Source organism: Microbispora bryophytorum (assembly GCF_043197435.1).
Classification (GTDB): domain Bacteria; phylum Actinomycetota; class Actinomycetes; order Streptosporangiales; family Streptosporangiaceae; genus Microbispora; species Microbispora bryophytorum.
In genome coordinates this window covers 393,653-418,845 of record NZ_JBICTF010000003.1, presented here as the reverse complement: position 1 = coordinate 418,845, position 25,193 = coordinate 393,653, and the positions used below count along the sequence as shown (strand labels likewise).

General features: G+C 71.9%; 20 protein-coding genes. 7 read left to right on the top strand and 13 right to left on the bottom strand.

Annotation, left to right across the window (positions count from 1 at the left end):
- Positions 1 to 2 precede the first annotated feature (2 nt).
- The 5 genes from ACGFIB_RS11250 to valS form a co-directional block, all read right to left on the bottom strand.
- Positions 3 to 395: an OB-fold nucleic acid binding domain-containing protein gene (locus ACGFIB_RS11250; protein ID WP_142571760.1), complete on the bottom strand. Its 393-nt coding sequence runs from the start codon at positions 393 to 395 to the stop codon at positions 3 to 5.
- Between the two features lie 174 nt (positions 396 to 569).
- Positions 570 to 1,256 carry a DUF3710 domain-containing protein gene (locus ACGFIB_RS11245; protein ID WP_142571761.1) on the bottom strand — a complete coding sequence of 229 codons (687 nt, stop codon included), beginning with the start codon at positions 1,254 to 1,256 and terminating at the stop codon, positions 570 to 572.
- A 48-nt stretch (positions 1,257 to 1,304) separates the two neighbouring features.
- Positions 1,305 to 1,742, bottom strand: coding sequence for a dUTP diphosphatase (gene dut, locus ACGFIB_RS11240; protein ID WP_142571762.1), 438 nt, complete (start codon positions 1,740 to 1,742; stop codon positions 1,305 to 1,307).
- A gap of 159 nt (positions 1,743 to 1,901) precedes the next feature.
- The gene (locus tag ACGFIB_RS11235; RefSeq protein ID WP_393370703.1) at positions 1,902 to 3,182 is read right to left on the bottom strand and encodes an AI-2E family transporter; all 1,281 of its coding nucleotides are present in this window, start codon (positions 3,180 to 3,182) and stop codon (positions 1,902 to 1,904) included.
- A 254-nt stretch (positions 3,183 to 3,436) separates the two neighbouring features.
- Positions 3,437 to 5,971 carry a valine--tRNA ligase gene (valS, locus tag ACGFIB_RS11230; protein WP_393370700.1) on the bottom strand — a complete coding sequence of 845 codons (2,535 nt, stop codon included), beginning with the start codon at positions 5,969 to 5,971 and terminating at the stop codon, positions 3,437 to 3,439.
- Between the two features lie 69 nt (positions 5,972 to 6,040).
- Between valS and ACGFIB_RS11225 the strand changes: the two genes are divergently transcribed.
- The gene (locus tag ACGFIB_RS11225; RefSeq protein ID WP_357256915.1) at positions 6,041 to 6,358 is read left to right on the top strand and encodes a DUF4235 domain-containing protein; all 318 of its coding nucleotides are present in this window, start codon (positions 6,041 to 6,043) and stop codon (positions 6,356 to 6,358) included.
- Here the strand turns inward: ACGFIB_RS11225 and ACGFIB_RS11220 are convergent.
- The 5 genes from ACGFIB_RS11220 to ACGFIB_RS11200 form a co-directional block, all read right to left on the bottom strand.
- Positions 6,348 to 7,745 (bottom strand): alpha,alpha-trehalose-phosphate synthase (UDP-forming), encoded by a 1,398-nt coding sequence (locus tag ACGFIB_RS11220; RefSeq protein WP_393370696.1) that lies wholly within the window; start codon positions 7,743 to 7,745, stop codon positions 6,348 to 6,350. The genes ACGFIB_RS11225 and ACGFIB_RS11220 overlap by 11 nt on opposite strands.
- A 261-nt stretch (positions 7,746 to 8,006) precedes the next feature.
- A complete protein-coding gene (locus tag ACGFIB_RS11215) occupies positions 8,007 to 8,759 on the bottom strand; it encodes a hypothetical protein (RefSeq protein WP_229689800.1) in 753 nt (250 codons plus the stop codon).
- 19 nt (positions 8,760 to 8,778) lie between these two features.
- Positions 8,779 to 9,078, bottom strand: a complete 300-nt coding sequence (locus tag ACGFIB_RS11210; protein WP_030454398.1) for a DUF4193 domain-containing protein — start codon at positions 9,076 to 9,078, stop codon at positions 8,779 to 8,781.
- Between the two features lie 259 nt (positions 9,079 to 9,337).
- Positions 9,338 to 10,741 (bottom strand): sensor histidine kinase, encoded by a 1,404-nt coding sequence (locus tag ACGFIB_RS11205; RefSeq protein ID WP_357242452.1) that lies wholly within the window; start codon positions 10,739 to 10,741, stop codon positions 9,338 to 9,340.
- A 91-nt stretch (positions 10,742 to 10,832) separates the two neighbouring features.
- Positions 10,833 to 11,486, bottom strand: coding sequence for a response regulator transcription factor (locus ACGFIB_RS11200; protein WP_142571766.1), 654 nt, complete (start codon positions 11,484 to 11,486; stop codon positions 10,833 to 10,835).
- 242 nt (positions 11,487 to 11,728) lie between these two features.
- Between ACGFIB_RS11200 and ACGFIB_RS11195 the strand changes: the two genes are divergently transcribed.
- The gene (locus ACGFIB_RS11195) at positions 11,729 to 11,893 is read left to right on the top strand and encodes a hypothetical protein (protein WP_167530612.1); all 165 of its coding nucleotides are present in this window, start codon (positions 11,729 to 11,731) and stop codon (positions 11,891 to 11,893) included.
- A 197-nt stretch (positions 11,894 to 12,090) separates the two neighbouring features.
- Here ACGFIB_RS11195 and ACGFIB_RS11190 read toward each other — a convergent pair whose 3' ends face one another.
- Positions 12,091 to 12,912, bottom strand: coding sequence for an inositol monophosphatase family protein (locus ACGFIB_RS11190; protein WP_142571767.1), 822 nt, complete (start codon positions 12,910 to 12,912; stop codon positions 12,091 to 12,093).
- A gap of 111 nt (positions 12,913 to 13,023) precedes the next feature.
- Positions 13,024 to 15,015, bottom strand: coding sequence for a S9 family peptidase (locus ACGFIB_RS11185; protein WP_393370692.1), 1,992 nt, complete (start codon positions 15,013 to 15,015; stop codon positions 13,024 to 13,026).
- An 86-nt stretch (positions 15,016 to 15,101) separates the two neighbouring features.
- On the opposite strand from ACGFIB_RS11185, the gene ACGFIB_RS11180 reads away from it, so the two are divergent.
- Positions 15,102 to 16,088 carry a ferrochelatase gene (locus ACGFIB_RS11180; protein WP_393370689.1) on the top strand — a complete coding sequence of 329 codons (987 nt, stop codon included), beginning with the start codon at positions 15,102 to 15,104 and terminating at the stop codon, positions 16,086 to 16,088.
- 30 nt (positions 16,089 to 16,118) lie between these two features.
- Here ACGFIB_RS11180 and ACGFIB_RS11175 read toward each other — a convergent pair whose 3' ends face one another.
- Entirely contained in the window at positions 16,119 to 17,324 is a 1,206-nt protein-coding gene (locus ACGFIB_RS11175) for a lytic transglycosylase domain-containing protein (RefSeq protein ID WP_393370686.1), read from the bottom strand.
- Positions 17,325 to 17,526: 202 nt separating this feature from the next.
- On the opposite strand from ACGFIB_RS11175, the gene ACGFIB_RS11170 reads away from it, so the two are divergent.
- From ACGFIB_RS11170 to ACGFIB_RS11155, 4 genes are all read left to right on the top strand, one after another.
- Complete coding sequence (locus tag ACGFIB_RS11170) at positions 17,527 to 18,720, top strand: MFS transporter (RefSeq protein ID WP_142571770.1); 1,194 nt, start codon at positions 17,527 to 17,529, stop codon at positions 18,718 to 18,720.
- A gap of 83 nt (positions 18,721 to 18,803) precedes the next feature.
- Entirely contained in the window at positions 18,804 to 20,096 is a 1,293-nt protein-coding gene (locus ACGFIB_RS11165) for a D-arabinono-1,4-lactone oxidase (RefSeq protein WP_393370682.1), read from the top strand.
- Positions 20,097 to 20,596: 500 nt separating this feature from the next.
- A complete protein-coding gene (gene sepH, locus ACGFIB_RS11160; protein WP_393370679.1) occupies positions 20,597 to 23,317 on the top strand; it encodes a septation protein SepH in 2,721 nt (906 codons plus the stop codon).
- A 406-nt stretch (positions 23,318 to 23,723) separates the two neighbouring features.
- Complete coding sequence (locus ACGFIB_RS11155; RefSeq protein ID WP_393370676.1) at positions 23,724 to 25,085, top strand: vanadium-dependent haloperoxidase; 1,362 nt, start codon at positions 23,724 to 23,726, stop codon at positions 25,083 to 25,085.
- The last annotated feature ends 108 nt before the right edge of the window (positions 25,086 to 25,193 follow it).

Here is a 25,193-nt window from a genome sequence, read left to right as displayed (position 1 = left end):
GATCAAGGGCCACCGGCCGGGCGTAGCTCGTAGCGGGGGTTGAACATGACCTTGCGGCCGTCCTGGAGGCTGACCAGCCCTTCGGCCCGCACCACCCGGCCCGGCTCGATGCCGGCGATCTTCCGACGGCCGAGCCAGACCAGGTCGATCACGTCCGACCCGTCGTACAGCTCGGCCTCGAGGGCGGGAGCGCCGCCGCGCGGGCGGAGGGTCACGGTGCGCAGCGTGCCCGCCACACATGTCCGCTGGCGCTCACCGCACCGCGCGATGGGAGTGGCCCCCTCGTGCTCCAGGTCCTCCTGGAGCTCGGCGGCCTCCAGTTCGGCCTGGCTGGTGGTCAGCCTCTGGAAGAAGCCCCGCAGTCCGCCGCGTCTGGCAGGCTCCGGCGTGCCCATCGGTCACTCACCCAGCTTCCTCGTTGCCGATCCCCTTCGGGGGATTCGTCGTCCTGGCTCCAGCCTAGGCCCGTCGTTTCCCACCGCAGCATACGTGAGCCGGTTTCGGGCCAGAAGGACGGTCAGGGCAGGGCTTACCCCCCGATTCGGTCAACCGCCGCGTCCCGGACGGCGTCAGCGGATCTCGCTGATCTCCGGACCACGTTCGAAGGGCCGGAGCTCCTCCTGCCGGGCCCCCTGCTGCTCCTCCATGGCCTGCCTGGCCTCGGTGGGCAGCCGGAGCTGGATCGCCTCCCTGGGCGGCATCGGCTCGTCGCCGCGCACGACGACGATTCCGCGCACGACGTCCTCCAGGACCCGCGCCGCCTCCGGGTCGACCGCCGCCCTGCCGCTGATCACGGCGCGGAGGAACCAGCGGGGCCCGTCGACACCGACGTAGCGCACCGGCTGCCGTCCCTGCGCCTGACCCTGGCCCTGCGTGGGCACCTCGGCCGCGACCTCCGGGCCGAACGGGCCGTCCCGGTCCTCGGCCGAGCCGCCGGCGGCCACCACCTCACGGGCGAGTTCGGCGCGCACCTCGTCCCAGATCCCGCTGCGCTTGGGCGCGGCGAAGGCGTTCACCTGAAGGGCGCTCTCCTCGACCAGGACGATCACACCGTCGACCTGGTCGCCCGCCATGCTGAGCTGGATCTCGAATCCGGGACCGACGGGCAGGCGCAGGCCCCCCAGGTCCACACGCTCGGCCTCCGGGTAGTCGTCAGCGGCGTCCCAGGGGCCCGTCCTCCGCGCCTGGGCGGGGCTCTCCCCCCGCACGACGACTGGTGCGGTCTCCTCCTCCGCGCGTTGCCGGCGTCGCAACACTTGTCTCACTCTCCTCGCATCGTGGCCCGGTTCCCGGGTTCCGCGGTGTCAGCTACCCGTCGAGCCGAACCCGTTCGTGCCCCGTACGGAGCCGGGCAACCGGTCTACCTCGTAGAACGCCGCCCGTTCCACCCGCTGGACGACGAGCTGGGCGATGCGGTCACCGCGCCGGAACCGCACCGGGTCCTTGGCGTCGGTGTTGATCATCGTCACTTTGATCTCGCCCCGGTAGCCGGCGTCGATCGTGCCCGGCGCGTTGACCAGCGTGACCCCGTGCCGGGCCGCCAGGCCCGACCGCGGATGGACGAAGGCGGCGTACCCGTCCGGCAGCGCGATGGCGACGCCGGTCCGCACGACCGCCCGCTCGCCGGGCAGCAACTCCACGTCCTCCGCCGCGAACAGGTCGGCCCCGGCATCACCCGGATGCGCGTACGACGGGAGCGGAAGGTCCGGGTCGAGCCGGTGGATCAGGATCTCGACACTCATCGGGCGGCCTCGATCCCGCGATTCGGTACAGGGCAGCTCATGCCACACCCTCGCCTGGCGGCTCGGGGTTGCGTCGTGCCGAAGGCGCGCAGATCAGCACCTCGCGAATTGCGCTGTGTTCCTTGGTTCGCTCGCTACGCTCGCTCACGAGGCAAGACCCTACCCGTTGTGCTGGGGGGACACCGCCTCTCCCGCTCCGGAGGGCGGGCGCGCCGTCTCCGACCCCTGTCCGCCCTGTCCGCCCTGCTCGCCGCGTCCTGAGTCGGCGGGCTGGGACGGGTGAGAGGGCGCGGGCTCCGCCGCGCCGGCCTCGGGCCGCGGGGGCAGGTCCCCGGGTCCGGGCTCCGGCTGCGGGGGTACGTCCCCGGCACCGGGCTCCGCTCCGGGCTCGGCCGCGCCCGGCGGGCCGCCTTCTGAGGGCGGCTCGATGGCGGGGGGCCGACCGCGGCGCAGTTCTGGCAGCGCGCGGTAGATGACCGCCGTGAGCGGCACGGCCACCACCGCGCCCGCGATGCCGCCGAGCACGCCGCCCACCGCGAGGACGAGGATGATCGCCAGAGGGTGGAACTCCAGGGCCCGGCCCACGATGAGCGGCTGGAGCACGTGGTTCTCCAGTTGCTGCTCGACCACGAGGACGCCCACGAAGATCAGCGCCAGGAACCAGCCCCGGGAGCCGAAGGTCACCAGCGTCGCGATGGTGCCCGCGAACAGGATGCCGACGATCGGGATGAAGCTGGCGACGAAGACCAGCACCGCGAGGGGCGCCCACAGCGGCACCTGCATCCCCGCGAGCACCACTCCGATCACGAGCCCGTGGATGGCGGCGACCGCCACCGTGCCGTGCACGTAGTGGGAGATCGTCGCCCAGGCGGCGCGGCCCGCGCGGTCGACGCGCGTGGAGGCGCCGCCGAAGGCGCGCAGGAACCAGACCCAGATCCGGTCGCCGTCCTTCAGCAGGAAGAAGGTGACGAAGAGGATCAGCACGATGGAGGTGAGCACCTCGACGACCGCGGTGGCGCCGCTCAGCACCGTGCTGGTGATCTGACTGCGGTATTGGGTCACCTGGCTGCTGAGCTGGTCCACGAAGTCGGCGATCTGCGCCTCCTTCAGCTGGAGGGGGCCGTGCAGCAGCCAGTCCTGGACGTTGCGAGCGGTCACCTGGATCTGCAGGACCAGCCGGGGGAACTCCTCGTTCGCCCGCACGCCGATGAGGAACCCGATGCCGACGATCAGCGCGAGGCCGAGCAGCATCGTGATCCACGTCGCGTAGATCGGCCGGAGCCCGGCGGCACGCAGCCGGCGGGTCAATGGGTGAAGCAGGGCCGCGAGCAGCAGCGCGACCACCACCGGCATGACGACGAAGCTGATCCTTTCGATGATCAGCCAGAAAACGTAGATCATCCCACCGAGCAGCAACAGCCGCCAGCTCCACGCGGCCATCGTGGCCAGCGTCGGCGGAACCCTCTCCGAGGTACTGCGGTTAGACGGGATCACGGATCCAGCCTGGCATGTCGGCGGGCGGGATGCGCAGTCGTTTTACCCGCGTGTGGAGGTCGCCTCCGCCGCGCCCTCGCCGCAGGTCCCCGGCCGCGGGCCGTCACCCGTACCGAAACGTCCGGGAACACCGTGGAACGTCCCAAACGTCGCCGGCCACCGTCGTCACCACGAAGGCACGGCGGTGGCCGGCGGTGGCCTCACGCGGTCAGCTCGGCGACCGCGTCGAGCGGGCCGTCACCGGGGTCGAGGACGAACTCCTCGACGTTGCCGGCCGCGCACAGGTCGTCCTGGGCCATCCGGACGAGGTCCGCCTGGCCCCCCGACACGGTGAGCCGGGCGACCTCGGCCCGCATCGACAGCCGCGCCTCGGACTTGGCCCGCCGCACCCGGCGGAGCACCTCCGCCACGGCGTCCAGCACCGCGGGATCGCCGTGCCGCGCCTCGGGCAGCTCGCCGGCGGACGGCCAGGCGGCCCGGTGCACCGAGCCCTCCCGCCACCACCCCCAGACCTCCTCGGTCACGAACGGCAGGAACGGCGCGAACAGCCGCAGCAGCACGTCGAGCGCCCGCCGCAGGGCGGCGACGGCCGAGGCGTCCCCGTCGTACGCGCGGGCCTTGACCAGCTCCACGTAGTCGTCGCAGAACGACCAGAAGAAGCCTTCGGTCCGCTCCAGCGCCCTGGTGTAGTCGTAGGACTCGAACGCGTCGGTGGCCTCGGCGACGACCGCCCCCAGCGCGGCCAGCATGGACAGGTCGACCGGCTCGGTCACCTCGCCGCCGCCCTCGGACCGGAAGCCGAGCACGAACTTCGACGCGTTGAGGATCTTGATGGCCAGCCGGCGGCCGATCTTGATCTGCCCGGTGTCGAACGCCGTGTCGGTGCCGGGGCGCCCGTTCGCCGCCCAGTAGCGGACCGCGTCGGAGCCGTACTCCACCAGCAGGCCCATGGGCGTGACCACATTGCCCTTGGACTTCGACATCTTCTTGCGGTCGGGGTCGAGGATCCACCCGGAGATCCCCGCGTGCCGCCAGGGCAGCCCGCCGTGCTCCAGGTGCGACCGCACGACCGTGGAGAACAGCCAGGTACGGATGATCTCGTGGGCCTGGGGCCGCAGGTCCATCGGGAAGACGCGGCGGAACAGGTCGTCGTCGCGCTCCCACCCGGCGGCGATCTGCGGGCTCAGCGACGAGGTCGCCCATGTGTCCATGACGTCGGGATCGGCGGCGAAGCCGAGCGGCTTGCCCCGCTGGTCCTCGGTGTATCCGGGAGGCACGTCGCTGGACGGGTCGACCGGCAGCGCCGACTCGGGCGGGACGATCGGCGCCTCGTGGATCGGCTCGCCTCCGGCGTCGAGCGGGTACCAGACCGGGATCGGCACCCCGAAGAACCGCTGGCGGGAGATCAGCCAGTCGCCCGCCAGGCCCTCCACCCAGTTGTCGTATCTGACCCGCATGTGCGGCGGGTGCCACTCCAGCTCCCGGCCGCGCTCCAGGAGCTCGGCGCGCAGCTTCGCGTCCCTGCCGCCGTTGCGGATGTACCACTGCCGGGTGGTGACGATTTCGAGGGGCCGGTCGCCCTTCTCGTAGAACTTCACCGGACGCTGGATCTTGCGCGGCTCGCCGTCCAGGTGGCCGGACTCGCGCAGCATCTCCACGATGCGCTCGCGCGCGCTGTGCACGGTCTTGCCGGCCAGCTCGGCGTACGGCCCGGCCGGCACGCCCTGGGGCGGCTCGGGCAGCAGGCGGCCGTCCCAGCCGATGACCGGCCGGGTGGGCAGGTCGAGCTCGCGCCACCACGTCACGTCGGTGACGTCGCCGAACGTGCAGATCATCGCGATGCCCGAGCCCTTGTCGGGCTCGGCGAGGTGGTGGGCCACGACCGGCACCTCGACCCCGAAGACCGGGGTGCGGACGGTGGTGCCGAACAGCGGCCGGTAGCGCTCGTCGTCGGGGTGGGCGACCAGCGCCACGCAGGCCGGGATCAGCTCGGGCCGGGTCGTCTCGATCCATACCGTCGCGCCGGGGCCGTCGCCGTCCCGCCGTTCGAACCCGATGCGGTGGAAGGCGCCGGGCCACTCCCGGTCCTCCAGCTCGGCCTGGGCCACGGCCGTGCGGAACGTCACGTCCCACAGGGTCGGGGCCTCGGCGACGTACGCCTCGCCGCGGGCGAGGTTGCGCAGGAACGCGCGCTGGGATGCCGCCCGCGAGGTGGCGTCGATGGTCGCGTACGTCATCGACCAGTCCACCGACAGGCCGAGGCGGCGCCACAGCTCCTCGAACGCCTTCTCGTCCTCGGCGGTCAGCCGCTCGCACAGCTCGATGAAGTTGCGGCGCGAGATCGGCACCTGCCGCTTGGCGTCCGGCTTGCCGGGCGGCGTGAAGTCCGGGTCGTACGGCATGGAGGGGTCGCAGCGCACCCCGAAGTGGTTCTGCACGCGGCGCTCGGTGGGCAGGCCGTTATCGTCCCACCCCATCGGGTAGAAGACCTCGCGCCCCCGCATCCGCTGGTAGCGGGCGATCGTGTCCGTGTGCGTGTAGGAGAAGACGTGCCCCACGTGAAGGGACCCGGAGACGGTAGGCGGGGGGGTGTCGATGGAGTAGACCTCGTCCCTGCCCCGGGACCGGTCGAACCGGTAGGTGCCCTGCGCCTCCCAGCGCGCTACCCATACCGCTTCCAAGCCGTCGAGTGTTGGTTTCTCGGGCATGGCTGCGGGGAGTCGCTGTTCGGTCATGCCACCACATGGTATGGCGTGGACCGTCACCCCGCGGGGAGACACTAGGGTCGTTATCGAGGAGGAATCATGGCGGACATGGCTCGGGAGGCCAAGCGCGAACTCGGCGCGATGGACAAGCCCGACATGCAGTGGCGGATCGTCGGCGGCCTGCTCGGCCTGGCGGTGGGCTTCTGCTCTCGTAAGGTGCTGACGTTCGCGTGGGAGAAGGCGACCGGCAAGAAGCCACCGGCGAGCGTCGACTCCCCCGACATCGGACTCGGCGAGGCGATCGCGTACGCCGTCGTGATGGGTCTGGGCATGGAGATCACGCGGATCGTCGTCACACGGTCGGCGGCGAGGAAGTGGCGCTCCTGGAAGGACGCCGCCCGGGACCTCACTCCCTAGGAGCGGCCGGCTCCCCGGACTCCAGGGCCGCGAGGAAGTCGCTGGCCCACCTGTCCACGTCGTAGGTCGCGACCCTGCGTCTGAGCGAGCGCATCCGGCGCGCCAGCTCGTGCGGGGTCGCCCGCATCGCGGCCAGCATCACCCGCTTCATGCCGGCGATGTCGTACGGGTTGACCATGTAGGCCTGGCGCAGTTCGTCGGCCGCCCCGGCGAACTCGCTCAGCACGAGCGCCCCGCGCAGGTCGTGGCGGCAGGCGACGTACTCCTTGGCGACGAGGTTCATGCCGTCGCGCAGCGGCGTGACGACCATGACGTCGGCCGCGCAGTAGAGCGCCGCCAGCTCCTCCTTGTTGTAGGACTGGTGGAGGTAGGAGATCGGCATCCGGCCGAGCACGCCGTGCTCGCCGTTGATGCGGCCCACCCTCAGCTCGATGTCGTTGCGCAGCCGGATGTATTCGGCGACCCGCTCGCGGGTGGGCGTGGCGACCTGCACGAAGACCGCCTCGTCCGGTTTGATCGCGCCGTCGTCGAGCAGCTCGCCGAACGCCTTGAGCCGCTGGCCGATGCCCTTGGTGTAGTCGAGCCGGTCGACGCCGAGCAGCACGTGCTCGGGATCGCCCAGCTCGGCGCGAATCTCCTTGGCCCGCTGCTGGATGCGCGGCTCCCGGACGAGCTGGTCCAGCTCGCCGAAGTCGACCGAGATCGGGAACGACTCGGCACGGACCGTCCGGTCCTCGAGCTGGATCGCGTTGCGAAGGTGCTGCACGCCGAGCAGGCGGCGGCACAGGCGCAGGAAGTTGGCGGCGCCGCCCGGCCGCTGGAAGCCCACGAGATCGGCCCCGAGCAGTCCTTCGAGGATCTCGTTGCGCCAGGGCAGCTGGTAGAACAGCTCGCCCGGCGGGAACGGGATGTGCAGGAAGAAGCCGATCTTCAGGTCGGGCCGCAGCTTCCGCAGCATCGCGGGCACGAGCTGGAGCTGGTAGTCCTGCACCCACACGACCGCGCCGGGCGCGGCGGCGTCCGCGGCCGCGCGGGCGAACCGGTCGTTGACCGCCCGGTACGCGTCCCAGAGCACGCGCGAGTAGACGGGCGTGGCGACCACGTCGTGGTAGAGCGGCCACAGCGTGGCGTTGGAGAACCCTTCGTAGTACAGCTCGACCTCGAGCTGCGACAGCGGGATGGGAATCAGGTGCATCCCGTCGTGGTCGAAGGGCTTCAGCTCCTCCCCCGCCGCGCCGGTCCAGCCGAGCCAGGCTCCGTCACGGCGTTGCATGACGGGCGCGATGGCGGTCACGAGCCCTCCCGGGCTGCGCCGCCACTCGTTCTCGCCCACGCGGTCGACCGGCAGCCGGTTCGCGACGATCAGAAATGAGCTGGTGCCACGCATGAATCTCCTCCAGGTGGTCGCCTGTGACCACCATACGGAAAGTCACCAAGGACCCCCATACCCGTAAGAACGTGCACAATCCACGCTGGTCACTGTGAGAATGATCTCACGCAGCTCATATGGGGTCGGCAAGAGGTTTAGACCAATCGGTGACACTTCTCTACCCGGAAGATCAGGACGGCCGGAGATGCCGATTGGGTCGGGCACCGGGGCCACAAGCGAGATCGGGCGGCGCGAGGGGCCAAGCCGGGCGGCAGGGTGTCAGCCGGGCGGCAGGGCTTGCTGGCGGCGCAGATCCGCGCGTACGGCGACGGCGAGTTTCCTGGTGGCGGCCCGGTTCAGCGCGCCGCCGGCCACCGCGCCGGTGAGGAAGGGGCCGAGCGTGGTCAGGTGGCGGCCGAGCGTGCGCATCAGGCGGTTGCGCAGGGCGGTCTTGGCGGCGGTCCCGAGCGCGAGCGTGGCCGAGCCGGGGGCGAGGGGGGTGACGCCCCGCTGCTTGGACCAGGCGAGCGCGAACGCGGTCGCCCTCTGGCTGCCGTTGCCGGGGACCTTCACGCCGTACACCTCGTGCAGTTCGGCGAGGAGCTTCACTTCGATGGCCGCGACGACCAGCGTCTCGGCCACGATCTGGGCGGGGGCCGACAGCAGGAGCGGCGGGGCGGCGAACTCGGCCGCGGCGAGCGCCCCGCCGACCGCGCCGACCGCCGTCGTCGCCTTCGCGGCGGTGCGGACCAGATCGTCGGCGAGTTGCTCACCGGTGAGCCCGTAGTGGTGTTCCCGCAGTGTCTCGAGGTCCCTGACCGGTAACCGCGGGGCGATGTTCATGAAGACGTCGGCCAGCCATCGCCCCCGGCCGACCCCCCGTGCACGTGCCTTCCCGGCGGATCTCGCCAATGCCCCGCCGAGGCGGCCGAGCAGCCGACGCCGCTCGGCCCCGTCCGTCTCCTCAGGGGCGACGAGTTTGCCGACCAGGTCGGCCACCTCGTTGTTTGATTCATCCGCTGCTGAAGTCACGGACCCTCCCAAGGGTCTCCTAGGCGGCGCACTCGCGGCAGACCTGCTGGCCGTTCTTCTCTGAGGCCAGCTGGCTGCGGTGGTGCACCAGGAAGCACCGCGAACAGGTGAATTCGTCGGCCTGCCGAGGAATCACCCGCAGCGAGAGCTCCTCATTCGACAGATCCGCCCCCGGCAACTCCAACGACTCGGCCAGATCGGTCTCGTCGATGTCGATGCTGCCCGACGACTTGTCGCTCCTACGCGCCTGCAGTTCCTGGAGGCTGTCCTCGCTGAGATCGTCATCGGTCTTACGCGGGCTGTCGTAGTCGGTAGCCATCTGCTACTCCATCCCCCTCATCTATCTGCCTGCGCCTGTGTCGCGCGTGGATAACGCTCGGAAGGCCCGTGTTGTGCCCGCGGGGGCCGCTAAATTGTGCATTCGGTACCCGCTTGAACGAACACTGAACCTCCCGATACGCGAGGGGCCATCCCACCGGGGGCTGCGGTTAGCCAAATATGGCGAAAACCACAGTATCGGCGGTATCCCCACCGCGTTCGACGGCACATCCAACCACATGTACGGCGTGCTCGCTCCATCAGCGCGCCGACTGCGGTGTCCCCGGAGATACCCCGGCCCCGGACAGACGCACCGTCACCACGAGACCGCCCCCGTCGCGGGGGACGGCGGCGACCTTCCCGCCGTGCGCGCGAACGATCGCCCGCACGATGGACAGGCCGAGACCCGCGCCCTTGGCGGACTGGACCCGGTCGGCATTCAGACGCCGGAACGGCTCGAACAGGCCCTCCACCTCGTACGCGGGAACGTGCGGTCCCGTGTTCGCGACCTGAACAACCGCACCCCCGTCCACAATTCCCGTACGGACCCATACTTTTCCGGACTCGCCGAGATTGTGCTTGATTCCGTTCTCCACGAGGTTGGAGACACAGCGTTCTATGAGAACGGGGTCGCCCGTCGTCGCCGCCGGGTGGAGGTCGTATTCGACCGTCACGCCCTCCTCCCCGGCGAAGGGGGCCAGTTGCTCCACCGCCGTCCTGGCGACCTCCTGGACGTCCAGGGGCTTTCGCACCGACAGCTCGCGCTCGCTGCGGGCGAGCAGCAGCAGGCCCTCGATCAGCCGCTCGTTGCGTGCGGTGGTGCCGAGGAGCGTGCGCCCGAGCACCTTCAGATCGTCCGACGCCTCGGGGTCGGACAGGGCCACCTCCAGCACCGTGCGGTTGATCGCCAGCGGTGTCCGCAGCTCGTGCGAGGCGTTGTCGACGAACCTCCGCTGCACGTCGAAGGCGGTGTTGAGCCGGGTGAGCATCGCGTCGAAGGTGTCGGCCAGCTCCTTCAGCTCGTCGTCGGGGCCCTGGAGGTCGATGCGCTCGTGGGCGAGCGAGGTCTCCGACAGCTTCCGCGCGGTCGCCGTCATCTTGATGACGGGCCGCAGCGCCCGGTCCGCCACGACGTATCCCAGCATCAGCGCCAGGATCCCCACGCCCAGCAGCGCCAGCAGCGCCCGCTTCAGCAGCTCGGCCCGCGCCACCGCGGTGACCTCCGCCTGCGACTGGGCGAACTGGTGGTTGGCCTCGTCGATCCACTCCTGCGGCACGCTCCCGCGCGGGAAGATGATCTGCGGCACACTCTGCCAGCCGATGTCGATCGCCTGGCCGAGCAGCACGTACATGACCATCACCAGCAGCGCGCCGGCGACGAAGACCAGCGCGGCGTACGTGAGAGTCAGGCGCCAGCGGATGCTGATGCGGTTCTGCAGCGACTTGATCTCGCTGAGCAGGTTGCCCCGCTGCACGGGGTGGGCCACCAGGGGCGGCGGGCCGTCCCAGGCGGGCGGGCCGCTGGGCGGCGGCGGCACCTGGCTGCGGTAGGGACCGGTGCCCATCGGGGCCGACATCCGCGGGGTGCGACCCGCCGGAGCCCGGCCGCCGGCCGCGGCCGCCACGTCCGGCGAGGTCGTGGCGGCGTCGGATTCGGCGGACACCGGGAGGATTTGGGGCGCCCTCCTCTCGGAGGCGTCACGCGGTTCGCTCACAAGGGCCCCCTCCCTCGGGACGCGGCGACGGCCCGGATCGTCACAGCCGGTACCCGACACCGGGCACGGTCTCGATGACCGGCGGATCGCCCAGCTTCTTGCGCAGCGTCATCATGGTCACCCTGACCACGTTCGTGAACGGGTCGATGTTCTCGTCCCACGCCTTGTCGAGCAGGTCCTCCTGGCTGACGACGGCGCCCTCGGCCCGCATCAGCTCCTCCAGCACCGCGAACTCCTTCTTGGTGAGGTGGACCTCGACCCCGTCCCTCGACACCTGGCGTTTGCCGGGGTCGAGCCGGACGCCGGCGCGTTCGAGCACGGGCGGCAGCGGCGGCGCGGACCTGCGGCCGAGCGCGCGCACCCGCGCCACGAGCTCCATGAACACGAACGGCTTGGCCAGATAGTCGTCGGCGCCCAGCTCCAGCCCCTCGACCTTGTCGTCCACGTCGCCCGCGGCCGTCAGCATGATGATCCGCGAGGCCGACCGCTCGGCGACCAGGCGGCGGGCCACCTCGTCACCGTGCACCTTGGGCAGGTCGCGGTCGAGCACGATCACGTCGTAGTCGATGTAGCCGGTCTTCTCCAAAGCGGCGGCGCCGTCGTAGGCGACGTCCACGGCCATCGCCTCCCGGCGGAGGCCGGTGGCGATCGCGTCCGCGAGCACCCGCTCGTCCTCCACCACAAGCACGCGCATCAAGTCCTCCTAGCTGGTACGACGCCCCTCATTGTGGTCATATTCGGCGTAAGCCGCTGGTAAGCGGTTCCGGCACTCTACGTGACGTAGAGCACAGAAATTCACAGGTTTACGCTCGACCCGGACATGGGTAAGGCCCGTGACACCCTCCATTGTCGTGTGCCGGGGAATGGCGCGCCTCTCCGCAGGACCTGTGCCGTAGCCCCCCGTGACACGTTTCGCCCCCTGAGAAAGAAGGTGAGATGGGCGAGTTCACGACCACGATCGAAACCAGGCTCGACCAGGCCTACAAGGGTCTTGAAGAGGCCACCACGAGCGGGGACGACTTCCTCGCCGACACCCTCACCGCCGAGATCGAGGACCTGCACCGTCTCGCCGAGGATCACGGCATCGACATCCAGCGCTGACCGGAACCGACACTGACGAGGGGGCCCGCCGTACGGCGGGCCCCCTCGCCTGTGCGCAGGGTGAAGCCGGCGCGAACTTCACGCGAATTCACGGCTCCCGGGCGGCCCCCATGCGCGCTCGCGAACAGCCGCGCTCCGGGTGAACAGCCGCGCTCGTGTGCTCAATCGTGCTCGGGTGAACAGCCGCGCTCGTGTGCTCAATCGTGCTCGGGGTCGAGGGGGACGAGCAGGTCGTGCAGTTCCTCGAAGAGCCCCGGAGCGGCGCACAGGGCCATGTCGGGACTGACCGGCCTGCCGTTCAGGCCGCCGATGCGGGCTCCGGCCTCCACGGCGACGAGGCCGGCCGCCGCGTGGTCCCAGTAGTTGGTGCCGCGCTCGTAGTATGCGTCGACCCGGCCCGCGGCGACCGAGCAGAGATCGATCGCGCACGAGCCGCCGCGCCGGATGTCCCTGACCTGGGGCACCACCTGCGCCAGCACCTCGGCCTGCACCCGGCGCCGCCCGGCCTCGTAGCCGAACCCGGTGGCGACGAGGGCCTTGGCCAGCGGGACGCCGGTGTTGCAGCGCAGCCGCTCGCCCCTCAGCCAGGCGCCGCCGCCCTTCGACGCGGTGAACAACTCACCGCGCGGCACGTTGTGCACCACTCCGGCGACGATCTCGCCGTCCACCTCGACGCCGATGCTGACCGCCCAGTCCGGCAGGCCGTACAGGAAGTTGACCGTGCCGTCGATGGGGTCGACGACCCACCGGACGCCGCCCTCGCCGGGAGTGTCGCCGCCCTCCTCGCCGAGGACCGCGTCGCGCGGCCTGGCCTCGGCGATCCTGCCGCGGATCAGTTCCTCCGCGGCCCGGTCGAGCGCGGTGACGACGTCGGTGGGGCTCGACTTGGTGGCGAGCACCTCGGGCCGCGCGGGCCGCTTGGCGAGGAGCATCTGGCCGGCCTCCTCCGCTATGCCGGCCGCCAGCTCCAGCAGCTCCTCCGCCCGCGCGCGGTCATGCCGGTACTCCCGCTCGTCCATCCTCGCCTGCCCCCTCCTCGTACGTGCTCCACCGAAGCGGCCGGCGCCCGGCTCGGGCGTCGGCCGCATGGAAGACATCCTCCCAAACCGGGATCTACCGCCACTCAACGGTCAGCTCAGGGACGGCGGCCGGGTCCACTCCTCGTCCAGGACGTGCTGAGAAAGGAAGGCGAGAACGGTCTCGTACCAGGCGATCGCGTTGCCGGGCTTGAGCACCCAGTGGTTCTCGTCGGGGAAGTAGAGGAACTTCGACTCGACTCCCGACCGCTGGAGGTCCCACCACAGCCGCAGGCCCTCGCCGATCGGCACGCGGTAGTCCTTGTCGCCGTGGATCACCAGCATCGGCGTTCTGATCTCCCCGAGCGACCGGTGGGGCGACAGCCGGGCGTACCGGGCCGACCCGGGGACGCCGAACTCCCGCTGCCAGTAGTGCGCGCCGTCGGTGCTGCCCGCGAACTGGTCCAGGTTCCACAGCGAGGCGTGCGTCACGACGGCCCGGAACCGGTCGGTGTGCCCGGCGACCCAGTTGGCCATGTAGCCGCCGAACGAGCCGCCCATCGCCGCCGTCCGCTGCTCGTCGATCTCCGGCCGCTTGAGGCACTCGTCCGTGATCGCCATGAGGTCGGCGTGGGTCGCCGGCCCCCAGTCGCCCCAGCCCCGCTCGACCATGCCCTGGCCGTACCCGGTGGACAGACAGGGGTCGGGCAGCAGCACGGCGTAACCGTGCCGGGCCATGAGCCAGGGGTTCCACCGCCAGCTCCAGTCGTTCCAGCTCGACAGCGGACCGCCGTGGATCCACAGCAGGAAGGGCGCCGGGTCCTCGGCGGTCGCCTCCGCGGGGACGACCAGCCAGCCGCGGATCTCGGTCCCGTCCTCGGCCGTCGCGGTCACCTCGGTCAGCGTGCCGGGCAGGTCGAGCGCCGGCGTGGGCGAGGGCAGCGTGGTCACCGAGCCGTCGGCGGCGATCCGCACCGGCCGCGGCGGCGAGTCGACCGCGCCGCGCAGAGCGTAGACCGAGCCGTCCGGCGCCGGGCACAGCTCGGCGTACGCACCGTCGTCCGGGGTCACCCGGGTGACCTCGCCGTCGAGGGGGACGCCGTCGAGGGAAACGCGGAAGATCGGCCGGCGGCCCTGGTGGTCGGCGGCGAAGAAGAGCTCCCGGGAGGAGGGCGCCCACGCGACCGCCGCGGGGAAGATCTCCGCGGCGACCGCGCGTCCCTCGCCCGTGTCCAGGTCGACCACCCACAGGTCGAGCGCGACCGCCGTCTCCTCGGCGCCGTGCCGCTCCCGCACGCAGGCGACCAGGCGCCCGTCGGGCGACACCGTGACCGGACCGCCGAAGTCGTGCCCGCCGGACGTCGCGAGCGTGCGCCGGGACCCGTCCGCGACGTCGATCGCGACCAGGTCCCAGCGGACGTCGCCGTTCGGGAGCGGCGCCCGCCAGGTCGCGACCACGGTCCGCCCGTCGGGGGTGAGGTCGAACGACATGTGCTCGTCCAGCGCGCCGCCGGGTGCGGGCGTGAGATCGCGCACGTCCTCCAGGCCCTCGCGTACGGCGCGGCCGGCGAACAGCCGGGTCTGCGCCGGGCCGAGGTCGTGGTCCCAGTAGCGCACCGGGTAGCCCTCGTGCAGGATCGCGCTGACCCCGGCCTCCTCGCGGGCCTTGCGGCGCTCCTCCTCGGTGGCGGCGTCGCCGGGCAGCACCTCGGAGGAGTAGACGACCGTGCCGCCCGCCGCCCGTACGCCGCCGATCCCGCCGGGGCGGGTGGCGACGCGCACCGGCTCGCCGCGCTCGGGCAGCAGCCACAGGGCGGCGCTGTCGCCACCGGCCTCCTTGGCCGTCTCGTCGGGCCTGCGGGAGACGAACAACAGGGTCCCGTCGGGCGCGAACTCGGCCCCCGCCTCCCCCTTCGCCGACCGGGTCAGCCGGCGGGGCTCACCTCCGGGGTCCTGGGGGATCTCCCACAGCGCGGCGCCGTACGACTTGCCGTCGGCGTTGAGCGACTGGACCACGGACACGAGCCGGGTCCCGTCGGGCGACAGCCGCAAGGAGTTCACGCGTGGCAGGGACGTGTATTCGCGGATGTCCGGAAATTGGCTCACCGCTCGAACCTACTCCGTGACGCACGCACCACCCAAGCCGTCAGGCGCGGGCGGAACCGTCGTACCGCCCGCGTAAGGTGTGGCGCATGGGGAGCACCAACGGATACGACGCCCTGCTCGTCGTCTCCTTCGGCGGGCCGGAGAAGCCCGAGGACGTCATGCCGTTCCTGGAGAACGTCGTGCGCGGCCGGGGCGTGCCACGCGAGCGGCTGCTTGAGGTCGAGGCGCACTACCAGGGGTTCGGCGGGGTCAGCCCGATCAACCAGCAGTGCCGCGACCTGATCGCCGCGCTCGACGTGGACCTGCCGGTCTACTGGGGCAACCGCAACTGGCACCCGTTCCTTGAGGACACGGTCCGGCGGATGAAGGACGACGGCGTCCGCAAGGCGGCGGCCTTCGTCACCGCGGCCTACAGCTCCTACTCGTCCTGCCGGCAGTACCTCGACGACATCGCCCGTGCCCGCGCCGCCGTCCCCGGCGCCCCCGAGATCGTCAAGCTCCGCCACTACTACGACCATCCCGGATTCATCGCGGCGATGGCCGACCACACTCGCGAGGCCCTCGACCGGCTGCCCGCCGACGTCCGCGAGCAGGCTCGCCTCGTGTTCACCGCGCACAGCATCCCCGTCTCCATGAACCGCACGGCCGGGCCCGCGGGGGGCGCGTACGAGGCCCAGCTCAGGCGGGCCGCCGAACTGGTGACCACGCAGGTCGACGAGGGACGGGCCTGGGACCTGGTCTGGCAGAGCCGCAGCGGCCCGCCGCAGGTGCCCTGGCTGGAGCCCGACGTCTGCGACCACCTGGAGGCGCTGCACGCCGAGGGCGTGCGGTCGGCGGTCCTGGTGCCCATCGGGTTCGTCTCCGATCACATGGAGGTCGCCTACGACCTCGACGTGGAGGCCGCCGCCACGGCCGAGAAGCTCGGCATGGCCCTCACCAGGGCGTCGACCGCAGGCACCCACCCGCGGTTCGTGTCGATGGTGGCCGAGCTGCTCGCCGAGCCCGAGCCCGTGCCGTGCGCGGCGACCTGCTGCCCGGCGCCCGTCCGGCCCGCCCACCGGCCGGGCCGGTAGCGGCCCGCCGTCGCGGGTCCCCCGGTTCTGTCAGGAGGCGTACGTGCGGGCGTACGCCTCCGCGAGCGACAGGACCTTGTTCACGTAGTCCCAGGAGTGGTTGTAGAACCACACGGCCTTCCTGAGCTTGTCGCCGCCCGCCCCGGCCCCGTTGGCGCACAGGTATTTGGCCGCCGACGGCACCGCGTCGTAGGGGCTCCAGATGTCCGCCGCGCCGTCACCGTCGCCGTCCACGCCGTACGTCTTCCAGGTGGCGGGCATGAACTGCATCGGCCCGAGCGCCCCCGCCGACGAGGGGCCGTTGTTGCGGCCGTGGCTGCTCTCGACCTGGCCGATCGCGGCGAGGACGGTCCACGAGAGGCCGGGGCAGACGGTGGCGGACCTCTGGTAGAGGTCGAGGTAGCTCGTGGGCCGTCCCACCAGGGCCTGCCCCGGCGTGGCCGTGGGCCGCGGCCGTACGGCGGCCTCGCCGACCCTCACGACCTGCGCGCCCTTGCCGAGCAGGCGCGCGACCGACTTGTCGCTCACCTTGCCCGGGTCGCCGTGGACCAGCACCACGACGCCGCCGGGGAAGCCGAGCTTGCGGCCCAGGTCCTGGCTGACCAAGCCGTCGACGCCCGGCAGCCCGAGCGAGGCCGAGGCCGCCACGCGCAGCCGGGGGCCCCGGTCGATCTGGTACTCCGCGCCGAGCCGTATGCCGAGACGTTTGACCGTGGCCGCGTCGGCGACCATCTCGCCCCGCGCGAGCGCGCTCCACACCTCCGGGTGATCGGCCACGTTCTTCGGCGTCCACGACCGGAACGTGGCCGGGTCGACCGCGAGCAGCCGAAGGGTCGTGCCGGACACGCGCACGGCGCCGCCGTCGGCGACCGCCACCTTCTGCACGTGCCGCAGCTTGGCGATCTTCAACAGGGTGCTCTGCGGCACCCGCTTCGGGGAGATCGCCAGCAGGTGCGGCAGCGTGACCTGCACGCCGGGCCCGCCGACGACGGGCGCGCTCGACGGCAGCGTGCGATCGGGCATGAGGCTTCCCGCCGTCGCCCGCGCGGCCGGAAGGGGGTTGTCGGCCCGGGTGCGGTCCGTCTCCGCCCGGCCGCCGCCGGCCGCCAGCGCGCCGTCACCGGGCCAGGTGACCAGGAAGGCGGTGCCCGCGGTCATGACGCTCAGGATCACGACCGCGAGGCCGGACACGATCGGGCGCAGCCGCATGGAGGCGGAATGAGTGGACGACCTCACTTCAGCCCCTCCACCCCCGGCACGGAAAAATCACTTGCCTCATGATAGGCGGGTACGCGATGGTCAAACCGGAGACAAACGCCGTCCGCGTGTCCCGGGGCCGCCCGGGGCCGCCGCCGCAGTCGAACGGCCGGCCCGGACGCACACGCACTACAGTGCCGGACACCGTAGTGCCGAACACAGTGCCGAAGGGGAACACACCATGGTCGGGCCGTATCGGGGGTTGTTCGGCACGCCCGGAGTCAAGGGCTTCGTCATCACGGGATTCATCGGGCGGGCGCCCATGTCGATGCTCGGCATCGGCGTCATCCTGCTGATCACCGCCATCACCGGCTCGTACGCGAAGGCGGGCGCCGTGGCGGCGACCTTCTCGATCGCGGTCGCCGTGGCCGGGCCCCTCGCGGGGCGGCTGGTGGACCGGTTCGGCCAGGCGCGGGTTCTGCTCCCCCTGGTGCTGCTGCACGCCTGCTCGCTCACCACCCTGATGTTGTGCGCGCACGCCGGGGCTCCCGAATGGACGCTGTACGCCGCGGGCGCGGCGTCCGGGGCCACCGGGATCTCGCTCGGCTCGATGGTCCGGGCCCGCTGGACGCACGTGCTCGACGACCCCGCCAAGCTGCACACCGCGTTCTCGTTCGAGTCCGTGGCCGACGAGCTGATCTTCGTCGGCGGCCCCGCCTTCGTGACCGCCCTCACGATCGCGATCAACCCGTACGCGGGCCTGATCGCCGCGATCGTGCTGACCGTGTCGGGCACGCTGGCGTTCGCCTCCCTCCGCGGCACCGAACCGCCCGCCGTACGGCACCGGGGGGCGGCCGGGTCCCCGATCGCGATCCCGGGCGTGGCGCTGCTGTCGGCGGTGTTCCTGGCCATGGGCGCGGTGTTCGGTTCGGTCGACATCATCACCGTGGCCTTCGCGGAGGAGCACGGCAGCAAGGGCGCGGCCGGTCTGCTCCTCGCGTCGATCGCGTGCGGCAGCGCGGTCTCCGGCCTGTGGTACGGCTCGCGGCACTGGAAGATCAGCATGCGTGCCCGGTTCGTCCGCGGCCTGTCGCTGTTCGCCGCCGGTCTCACGCCGGTGCTGCTCATGCGCGACGTGCGGGTCATGGCGCTGGCGCTCTTCATCGCCGGCCTGTCCATCTCGCCCACCATCATCACCGGGTTCTCGCTGGTGGAGCGCATGGTCCCGGCGGCCCAGCTCAACGAGGGCATGGCGTGGATCACCACTTCGATCAACCTCGGCGTGGCCGTGGGCTCCTGGGCGGGCGGACGGCTGACCGACGCGTTCGGGGCGTCCAACGCGTACGGCTTCTCCTATGCCTGCGCGCTGCTCGCGGCCGTCGTGGGCCTCGGCGGTTCGGCACTGGTCCGGGTGCGTCACCAGCACACGAACTGAGACCGCCGGCCCCGTAGGCAGCGGGCCGACTCATGAGTAGTGTTCATGTCCACCCCGAGGCAGGTGCCGGGGCGAGGAGGAGCATGGACGCCTTCGTCAACTGGGCGCGCAACCAGTCGGCCACCCCCTCGGAGGTCCGCGTCCCCGCGTCGGCGTCCGAGGTCGCCGACGCCGTACGGGAGGCCGCGAAGACCGGCCGGCGGGTGCGCATGACCGGCACGGGACACTCCTTCACCGGGGTCGCGCTCACCGACGGCATCCTGCTGCGCCCCGGCGCGCTGACCGGCGTCCTCGACGCGGGCGACGGGTGGGTCAAGGTCGCCGCGGGCACCCCGCTCCACGCGCTCAACGAGGAGCTCCACCGGCGCGGCCTGGCCCTGGCGAACATGGGCGACATCACGGCCCAGACCGCCGCCGGGGCGATCCAGACCGGGACCCACGGCACCGGCAGGCACGTCGGCGGCCTCGCCGACCAGGTCGTCGAACTGGAGATGGTGCTCGCCGACGGCTCCGTGACGAGCGTGCGCGAGGGCGACCTGTTCGACGCGGCGCGGGTGGGCCTCGGCGCGCTCGGCATCCTCACCGCCGTCACGTTCCGGGTCGAACCCGCGTTCCTCCTGCGCAACCGCCGCGAGCCGATGGCGTTCAGCCGGATCCTCGACACACTGGACGACCTGACGGAGGCCGACGACCACCTCGACTTCTTCTGGCTCCCGCACACCGACACCTGCCTGGTCAAACGCAACAACCGCCACCCCGGCCCCGCCCGGCCGCCGGCCGCCTTCAAGCGCTGGCTCGACAACGTCTTCCTGGAGAACACGCTGTTCGGCGCGGCCTGCGCCCTCGGGGCCCGCCTCCCCGGCGCGGTGCCCGCGATCAACGGGATCTCCGCGCGCGTGCTCGGCTCGTCGGAGTGCGTCGACACCTCTTACAAGATCTTCACGTCCGTGCGCGAGGTCCGCTTCCTGGAGATGGAGTACGCCGTCCCGCGCCACCACCTCGCCCAGGCCCTGCGCGAGACCCGGGACCTCGTGGAGCGGTCGGGCTGGCCGATCACCTTCCCGGTCGAGGTGCGGGTCACCCCGCCCTCGGACGCCTGGCTGTCCACCGCGTACGGCAGGCCCTCGGCGTACGTCGCCTGCCACGTCTACCGCCAGGCGCCCAACCCCGCGTACTTCGAGGGAGTGGAGGAGATCATGGTCAGGCTGGGGGGCCGGCCCCACTGGGGAAAACTGCACACCCGCGACGCGGACTACCTGCGTGGCGTGTATCCGAGGTTCGGCGACTTCCTCGCGCTGCGCCGCGAGATGGACCCGGACGGGCTGTTCTCCAACGATTACCTCGACCGGGTGCTCGGCGCGTCGCGGGAAGGCTGACCCCATCGCCGCGTAAAGTCCCTCTCCACGGTCCGGCGTCTTCCGCGTGTCGCGTTGCCCGCGCCGGCCCTCGGGCAGGCACATTGCGGAGCACGGGCACACCAGAGCCCGGCGCGCCACTCGAACCCGAGGGAGCAAGCAGGAATGAGACCCTCCCGCAGGTCCGGCCGGACGGCGTACGGCACGGTCACACCGCCGTGCGCCACGCCCGTGCCGTACGGACGGGCGATGGGCGCGCACCACCTGAGGAGACACGACCCTCGCTCTCGCCTTCCGGGCCGGATCGGCGGCGCGGCCGCCGCCTGCGCACTGCCGCTTCCGGACGACCGACAGGTTGCGGAAAGGTGAACACGAAAAATGTGACCGGGGTCACAACACCTGCCTCGCCCCCTGGCGAGGCGATGTTCGGACATGCCGGGTACGGTGCTGGAAGGCAACCGGTTCACGCGAGAGACTCAAGGGTCCGGGGGAAGACAGAGCACGACGACGAAGGGACTCGCATGCAGGAGCTCCGTCTCGTCGCGGTAAGTGAAGACGGAACGTACCTCGTCCTGGCGACAGCCGGGCGGGGCACGCGCTTCACGCTGCCCGTCGACGACCGGCTCCGCGCTGCGGTTCGCGGCAACTTCTCCCGTCTCGGCCAGTACGAGATCGAAGTGGAGAGCCCGTTGCGTCCCAAGGAGATCCAGGCGCGCATCCGTGCCGGCGAGACGGCGGAGGAGATCGCGGCCACCGCCGGTATTCCGGTGGAGAGAGTCCGTTGGTTCGAGGGACCGGTTCTCCAGGAGCGCGAGTACATGGCCCAGCAGGCCCAGCGGGTCGCGGTCCGGATGCCGGGCGAGACGACCCCCGGGCCCACGCTCGGCGAGCTGGTCGCCGAGCGGTTGACCCGGCGCGGCGTGCCCGCCGACGAGATCGACTGGGACTCCGCCAAGCGCGACGACAACCTGTGGCGGGTGCGGCTCGGCTTCGTCTGGAACGGTCACACCCGCCACGCCGAGTGGCTCTTCGACCCGCGCCGCCGCCACATCACCCCGAACGACGACGAGGCCATGCGCCTGTCGGCCGCCGAGTACGTCGAGCCCGAGCGGGACAACGCCACCGTGCGTCCCTTCATGCCCCGCCTCGCGTCCAAGCTCACCCCGGTGCCGCCGCTGCCCGAGGTGACCTCTTCCCGCCGCGACGAGCCGGGTCTCGGCGTGCCTGCCATACGCTCCGAGCCCGCCGCGCTTCCCGAGCCCCTGCCGCCGCCTCGGCTGAGCCCGCCGCTGCGCGCGGAGACCGTACGGCACGAGCGGCCTGAGCCGTATGCCGACGAGCCGTCGGCGTACCGGCCCGAGCCGTACGCGGACGAGCCGGCGGCGTACCGGCCCGAACTGACCCCGGTGCCCTTCCGGCTGCCGCAGTCGCTCATCGCCGCGCACGATGCCGTGCTCCCGCCGCCCGCCGCCGAACCCAGGGTGGAGCCCACCCCGCAGGCCGGATCCACCCCGCAGGCCGGATCCACCGCGCAGGCCGCTCCTTCGCATACGCCCGCCGGCCCCGCCTCGGCCACCGACCCCGCCCCGGCCACCGGCGGCGTTCCGGACGCTCCGGGCTCGAACGCCGCCGGAGACGGCGCGGGCCGCGTGGACGGTCGAGACGCCGCGGGACCGCAGACCGCGTCCCGGCCGCCCGCGGATGCCGTCGCACCCGCGCCGGTTGCGGACACCGCCGCATCGGTCCCCGTGACCGACGGGAACAGCGCCACCTCGGTCCCCGTGACCGACGGGGACAGCGCCGTATCGGTCCCCGTGACCGACGGGGACAGCGCCGTATCGGTCCCCGTGACCGGTGGGGGCAGCGCCGCCGGTGAGACCGCGGTCGCCCAACCGGCGTCCCTTCCGCAGGAGCCCGCCGTCCCGGACGAGGCTCCCCACATCCCGACCGGCGTGACGCCGTCCAGTGGCGCGGCGGGCACCCAGGAGGCCGTGCGCCCGGCGACGCCGCCCGCAGACCACGTGGCCGCCGACGACTCGACGCCCGCCGGCACCAGCACGCCCGCGGCCACCACGGTGACCACGGCGACAGCCAGCACCACGTCGACTCCGGAATCCGCCGCGGGCTCCGGCCTGGACTCCCGTCCGGACTCCACTGAGCAATCCACTGGGCAGCCCAGTGAGCAGCCCACTGCGCACTCCACTGGGCAGTCCACTGCGCAGCCCACTCCGGACTCCGGGGCGACAGGCCCCGGGGTGACGGACGTCGTGGCCGCTGCCGCGTCCTCCCAGGACGCCGAGGGCTCCGTCCGCGAAAGCGCGGAGCCCCCCAAGCAGGCCAGCGTGCAGGCCGCCGTACAAGCTGCCGCAGCCACGGAGGCCGCGAGTCCGGCCGAGCCCTCGACCGCCGCGTCCGCGTCGCGGCCGGTTCAAAGCACGGTCACGGAAACGGCGGCGGACGCGGGCGAGGGCACAGCCACGGACACGGACGCAGCCACGGGCACAGCCGCGGATACGAGCGCAGCCACGGGCACGGACGCAGCCGCGGGGGCGACAGCCGACCCGGCCGAGGGCGGCGCGGCGCACGAAGCGTCGCCGGCGGCCGCGGTTCCGGTCTCCGTTCCCGCGCCGGCTCCGCCGGTGGAGCCCACGAAGGAGCCCGCTGCGAGCCCTGCGGCCGACGCCACGGTGGTGAGTGTGCCCGCGCAGAGCGTGCCCTCGGAGGACACTGCGACGCCCACCTCAGCACCCACGGCTCCGAAGCCCACTCCCAAGCCCGCTCCCAAGCCCGCTCCCAAGCCCGCTCCGAGGCCCGGCCCAGCGCCTGCCGCTCCTGCCGCACCGGCGACTCCTGCCGCTCCGGCGGCAGAGGCCGCACCGGCCGCGGCCCCGGCCCCGCAGGCCACGCCACAGGGCCCCGCCGCGCAGCCCGCGGCCGAGGCCGCTCCCGCACCGCAGGCACCTGCCCGGCAAGCACCCGCGGCCCAGGCTCCCGCAGCCCAGGCACCCGCGGCCGCCCCGGCGCCCCGGACGGGGGACGCCGGGAAGAACCAGCGCGCGGGCGACGGGCCCAAGGACGGGGCGAAGGAGGCGCAGAGGGAGGCTCCCAAGGACGCCAAGCCCGACACGCCCGCTCCGCCTGTGCCGAAGCCGGCTCCCCCGCGGCCCCGCAAGTCGCGCGGACGCCGGGCGTCGGTGCCGACCTGGGACGAGATCATGTTCGGCGCGCGCAAGCAGGACTGACCGCGCGGGACGCCGCGCCTTACGGCACCCGGGGCGGAGCCGCCCAGGGAGCCGGCGTCGTCACACCGGCGGGAGAGGGCCGGCCAGCGGGTTCGCGAACTCGCCGGCCGGCCCTTCGTCGTCTGCCGGGCCGTGCCCCTCGGTCCCGAACACTCCGTTGCCCCAAGGACGCGTCCGGGACGCTTGTCGATTCGCGGCGTGACCAGACGCGCTCGTCCCGGCATCCCACGCGAGCAGGGCCGTACGGGACCGTCCGGAACAGTTCCGCACGATCATGAGCCTTGTCACGCGGCCCGTCGATCGAAGATCTTCCGTGGTGCACCCCCTCTCCCGGCACCCGGCCGGAGCTCGGGGCCTTCCCCGGAGGTTCTTCTTGCATCCACGATCATGGTGGAAACGCGTTCGCGTGATCGGTGCGGCAGCTGTTGTTGCCGCCGGCACGCTGGTCGCGCTCCCCCAGGCGGCGCACGCGGCGGTCACGGGGCCACCGCCGCAGGCGTCCGCCTTCGATCACGTGCTCTACTGGAACAGCGTCTTCCTCGACACCGTCCGCACCCTTCCCCGCGACGGCGTCGACCCGCAGTACAGCCACGACGGGGACCCGACCATGCTCGCGCGGGCCGGCGCCATGCTGCACATCGCACTCCACGACGCGAACTGGCCGGCCGCGCCGGTCACGTACCTGCCGAAGATCACACAGCAGAACCCGAACGACTCGATAGAGGCGACGATGGACGCGGCGGCGCACCGCGTGCTCGAACACCTCTATCCCTACATCGACTTCGACGCGAACCTGGCCTACGCGCTCGCGCAGATCCCCTCGTCGGTGCCGTCCCGCTACGTCCAGGGCGGCCGAACCGACGGCGAGAGGATCGGCGACCTGATGATCGCCGAAAGGTCGGGGGACGGGCCGGCGTTCGACCTCTCGTACACAGAGGGGACGGTCCCCGGCGCGTGGCGGCAGACGGGCTCCGGACCGGCGGTGGCGCCGAACTGGTGGAAGCTCAAACCGTTCGCCATGACGTCCCCCACGCAGTTCCGGCCACCGCCGCCCGGCGGCTTCACCTCCTACGACCAACTCGTCCGCAGCTCCCAGTACGCCCAGCAGGTCAACGAGGTCAAGGCGTATGGCGGGGCGAAGAACCCGACCTCGCGGTCCGCCAACCAGACGCAGGCGGCGTTCTTCTGGGCCAACGACGGCAAGGGCACCTATAGGCCGGTGGGGCAGCTGTTCGCCATCACCCAGACGGTCGCCAGGCAGAGGGGGCTGAGGCAGAACGAGACGGCCGAGTTGTTCAACCTCGTGTCCATGGCGCTGGCCGACGCGTCGATCATCGCCTGGGGAGCGAAGTTCGACACGCCGATCGACCTGTGGCGGCCGGAAAGCGCCATCAAGCTGGCCGACACGAGCCTCAATCCCGCCGTCACACCCGATCCCTCCTGGGAGCCGCTGTCGGTGAACGCCGCCGGGCAGCACTTCTCGCCGCCCTTCCCCTCGTACATATCGGGGCACGCCACGTTCGCGGGCGCATGGGCGGGCGTGATGCAGAGGTGGTTCGGGCACAACCTGACCTTCACCGCGCCCACCGACGATCCGAACGCCAACCCGAAGACCAGGACCTTCACGAGTTTCGAGCAGGCCGCCGAGGAGGACGCCCTCAGCCGGCTCTGGCTCGGCGTCCACTACCGCTGGGACGCCGACCGCGGACTCGACGCGGGATTCAACCTGGGTGACTTCGTCTACGTGACCAAGCGCGACCAGGGATAGGAACCGAGCACCCGACCTCCAGGCCCTCCGAGCGGCGCGACCCGCCGACCCGGGGGGCTGCCTCGCGTCATCGATCTTTGTTAGTGTTTCGCCCGGATCGACGCCGAA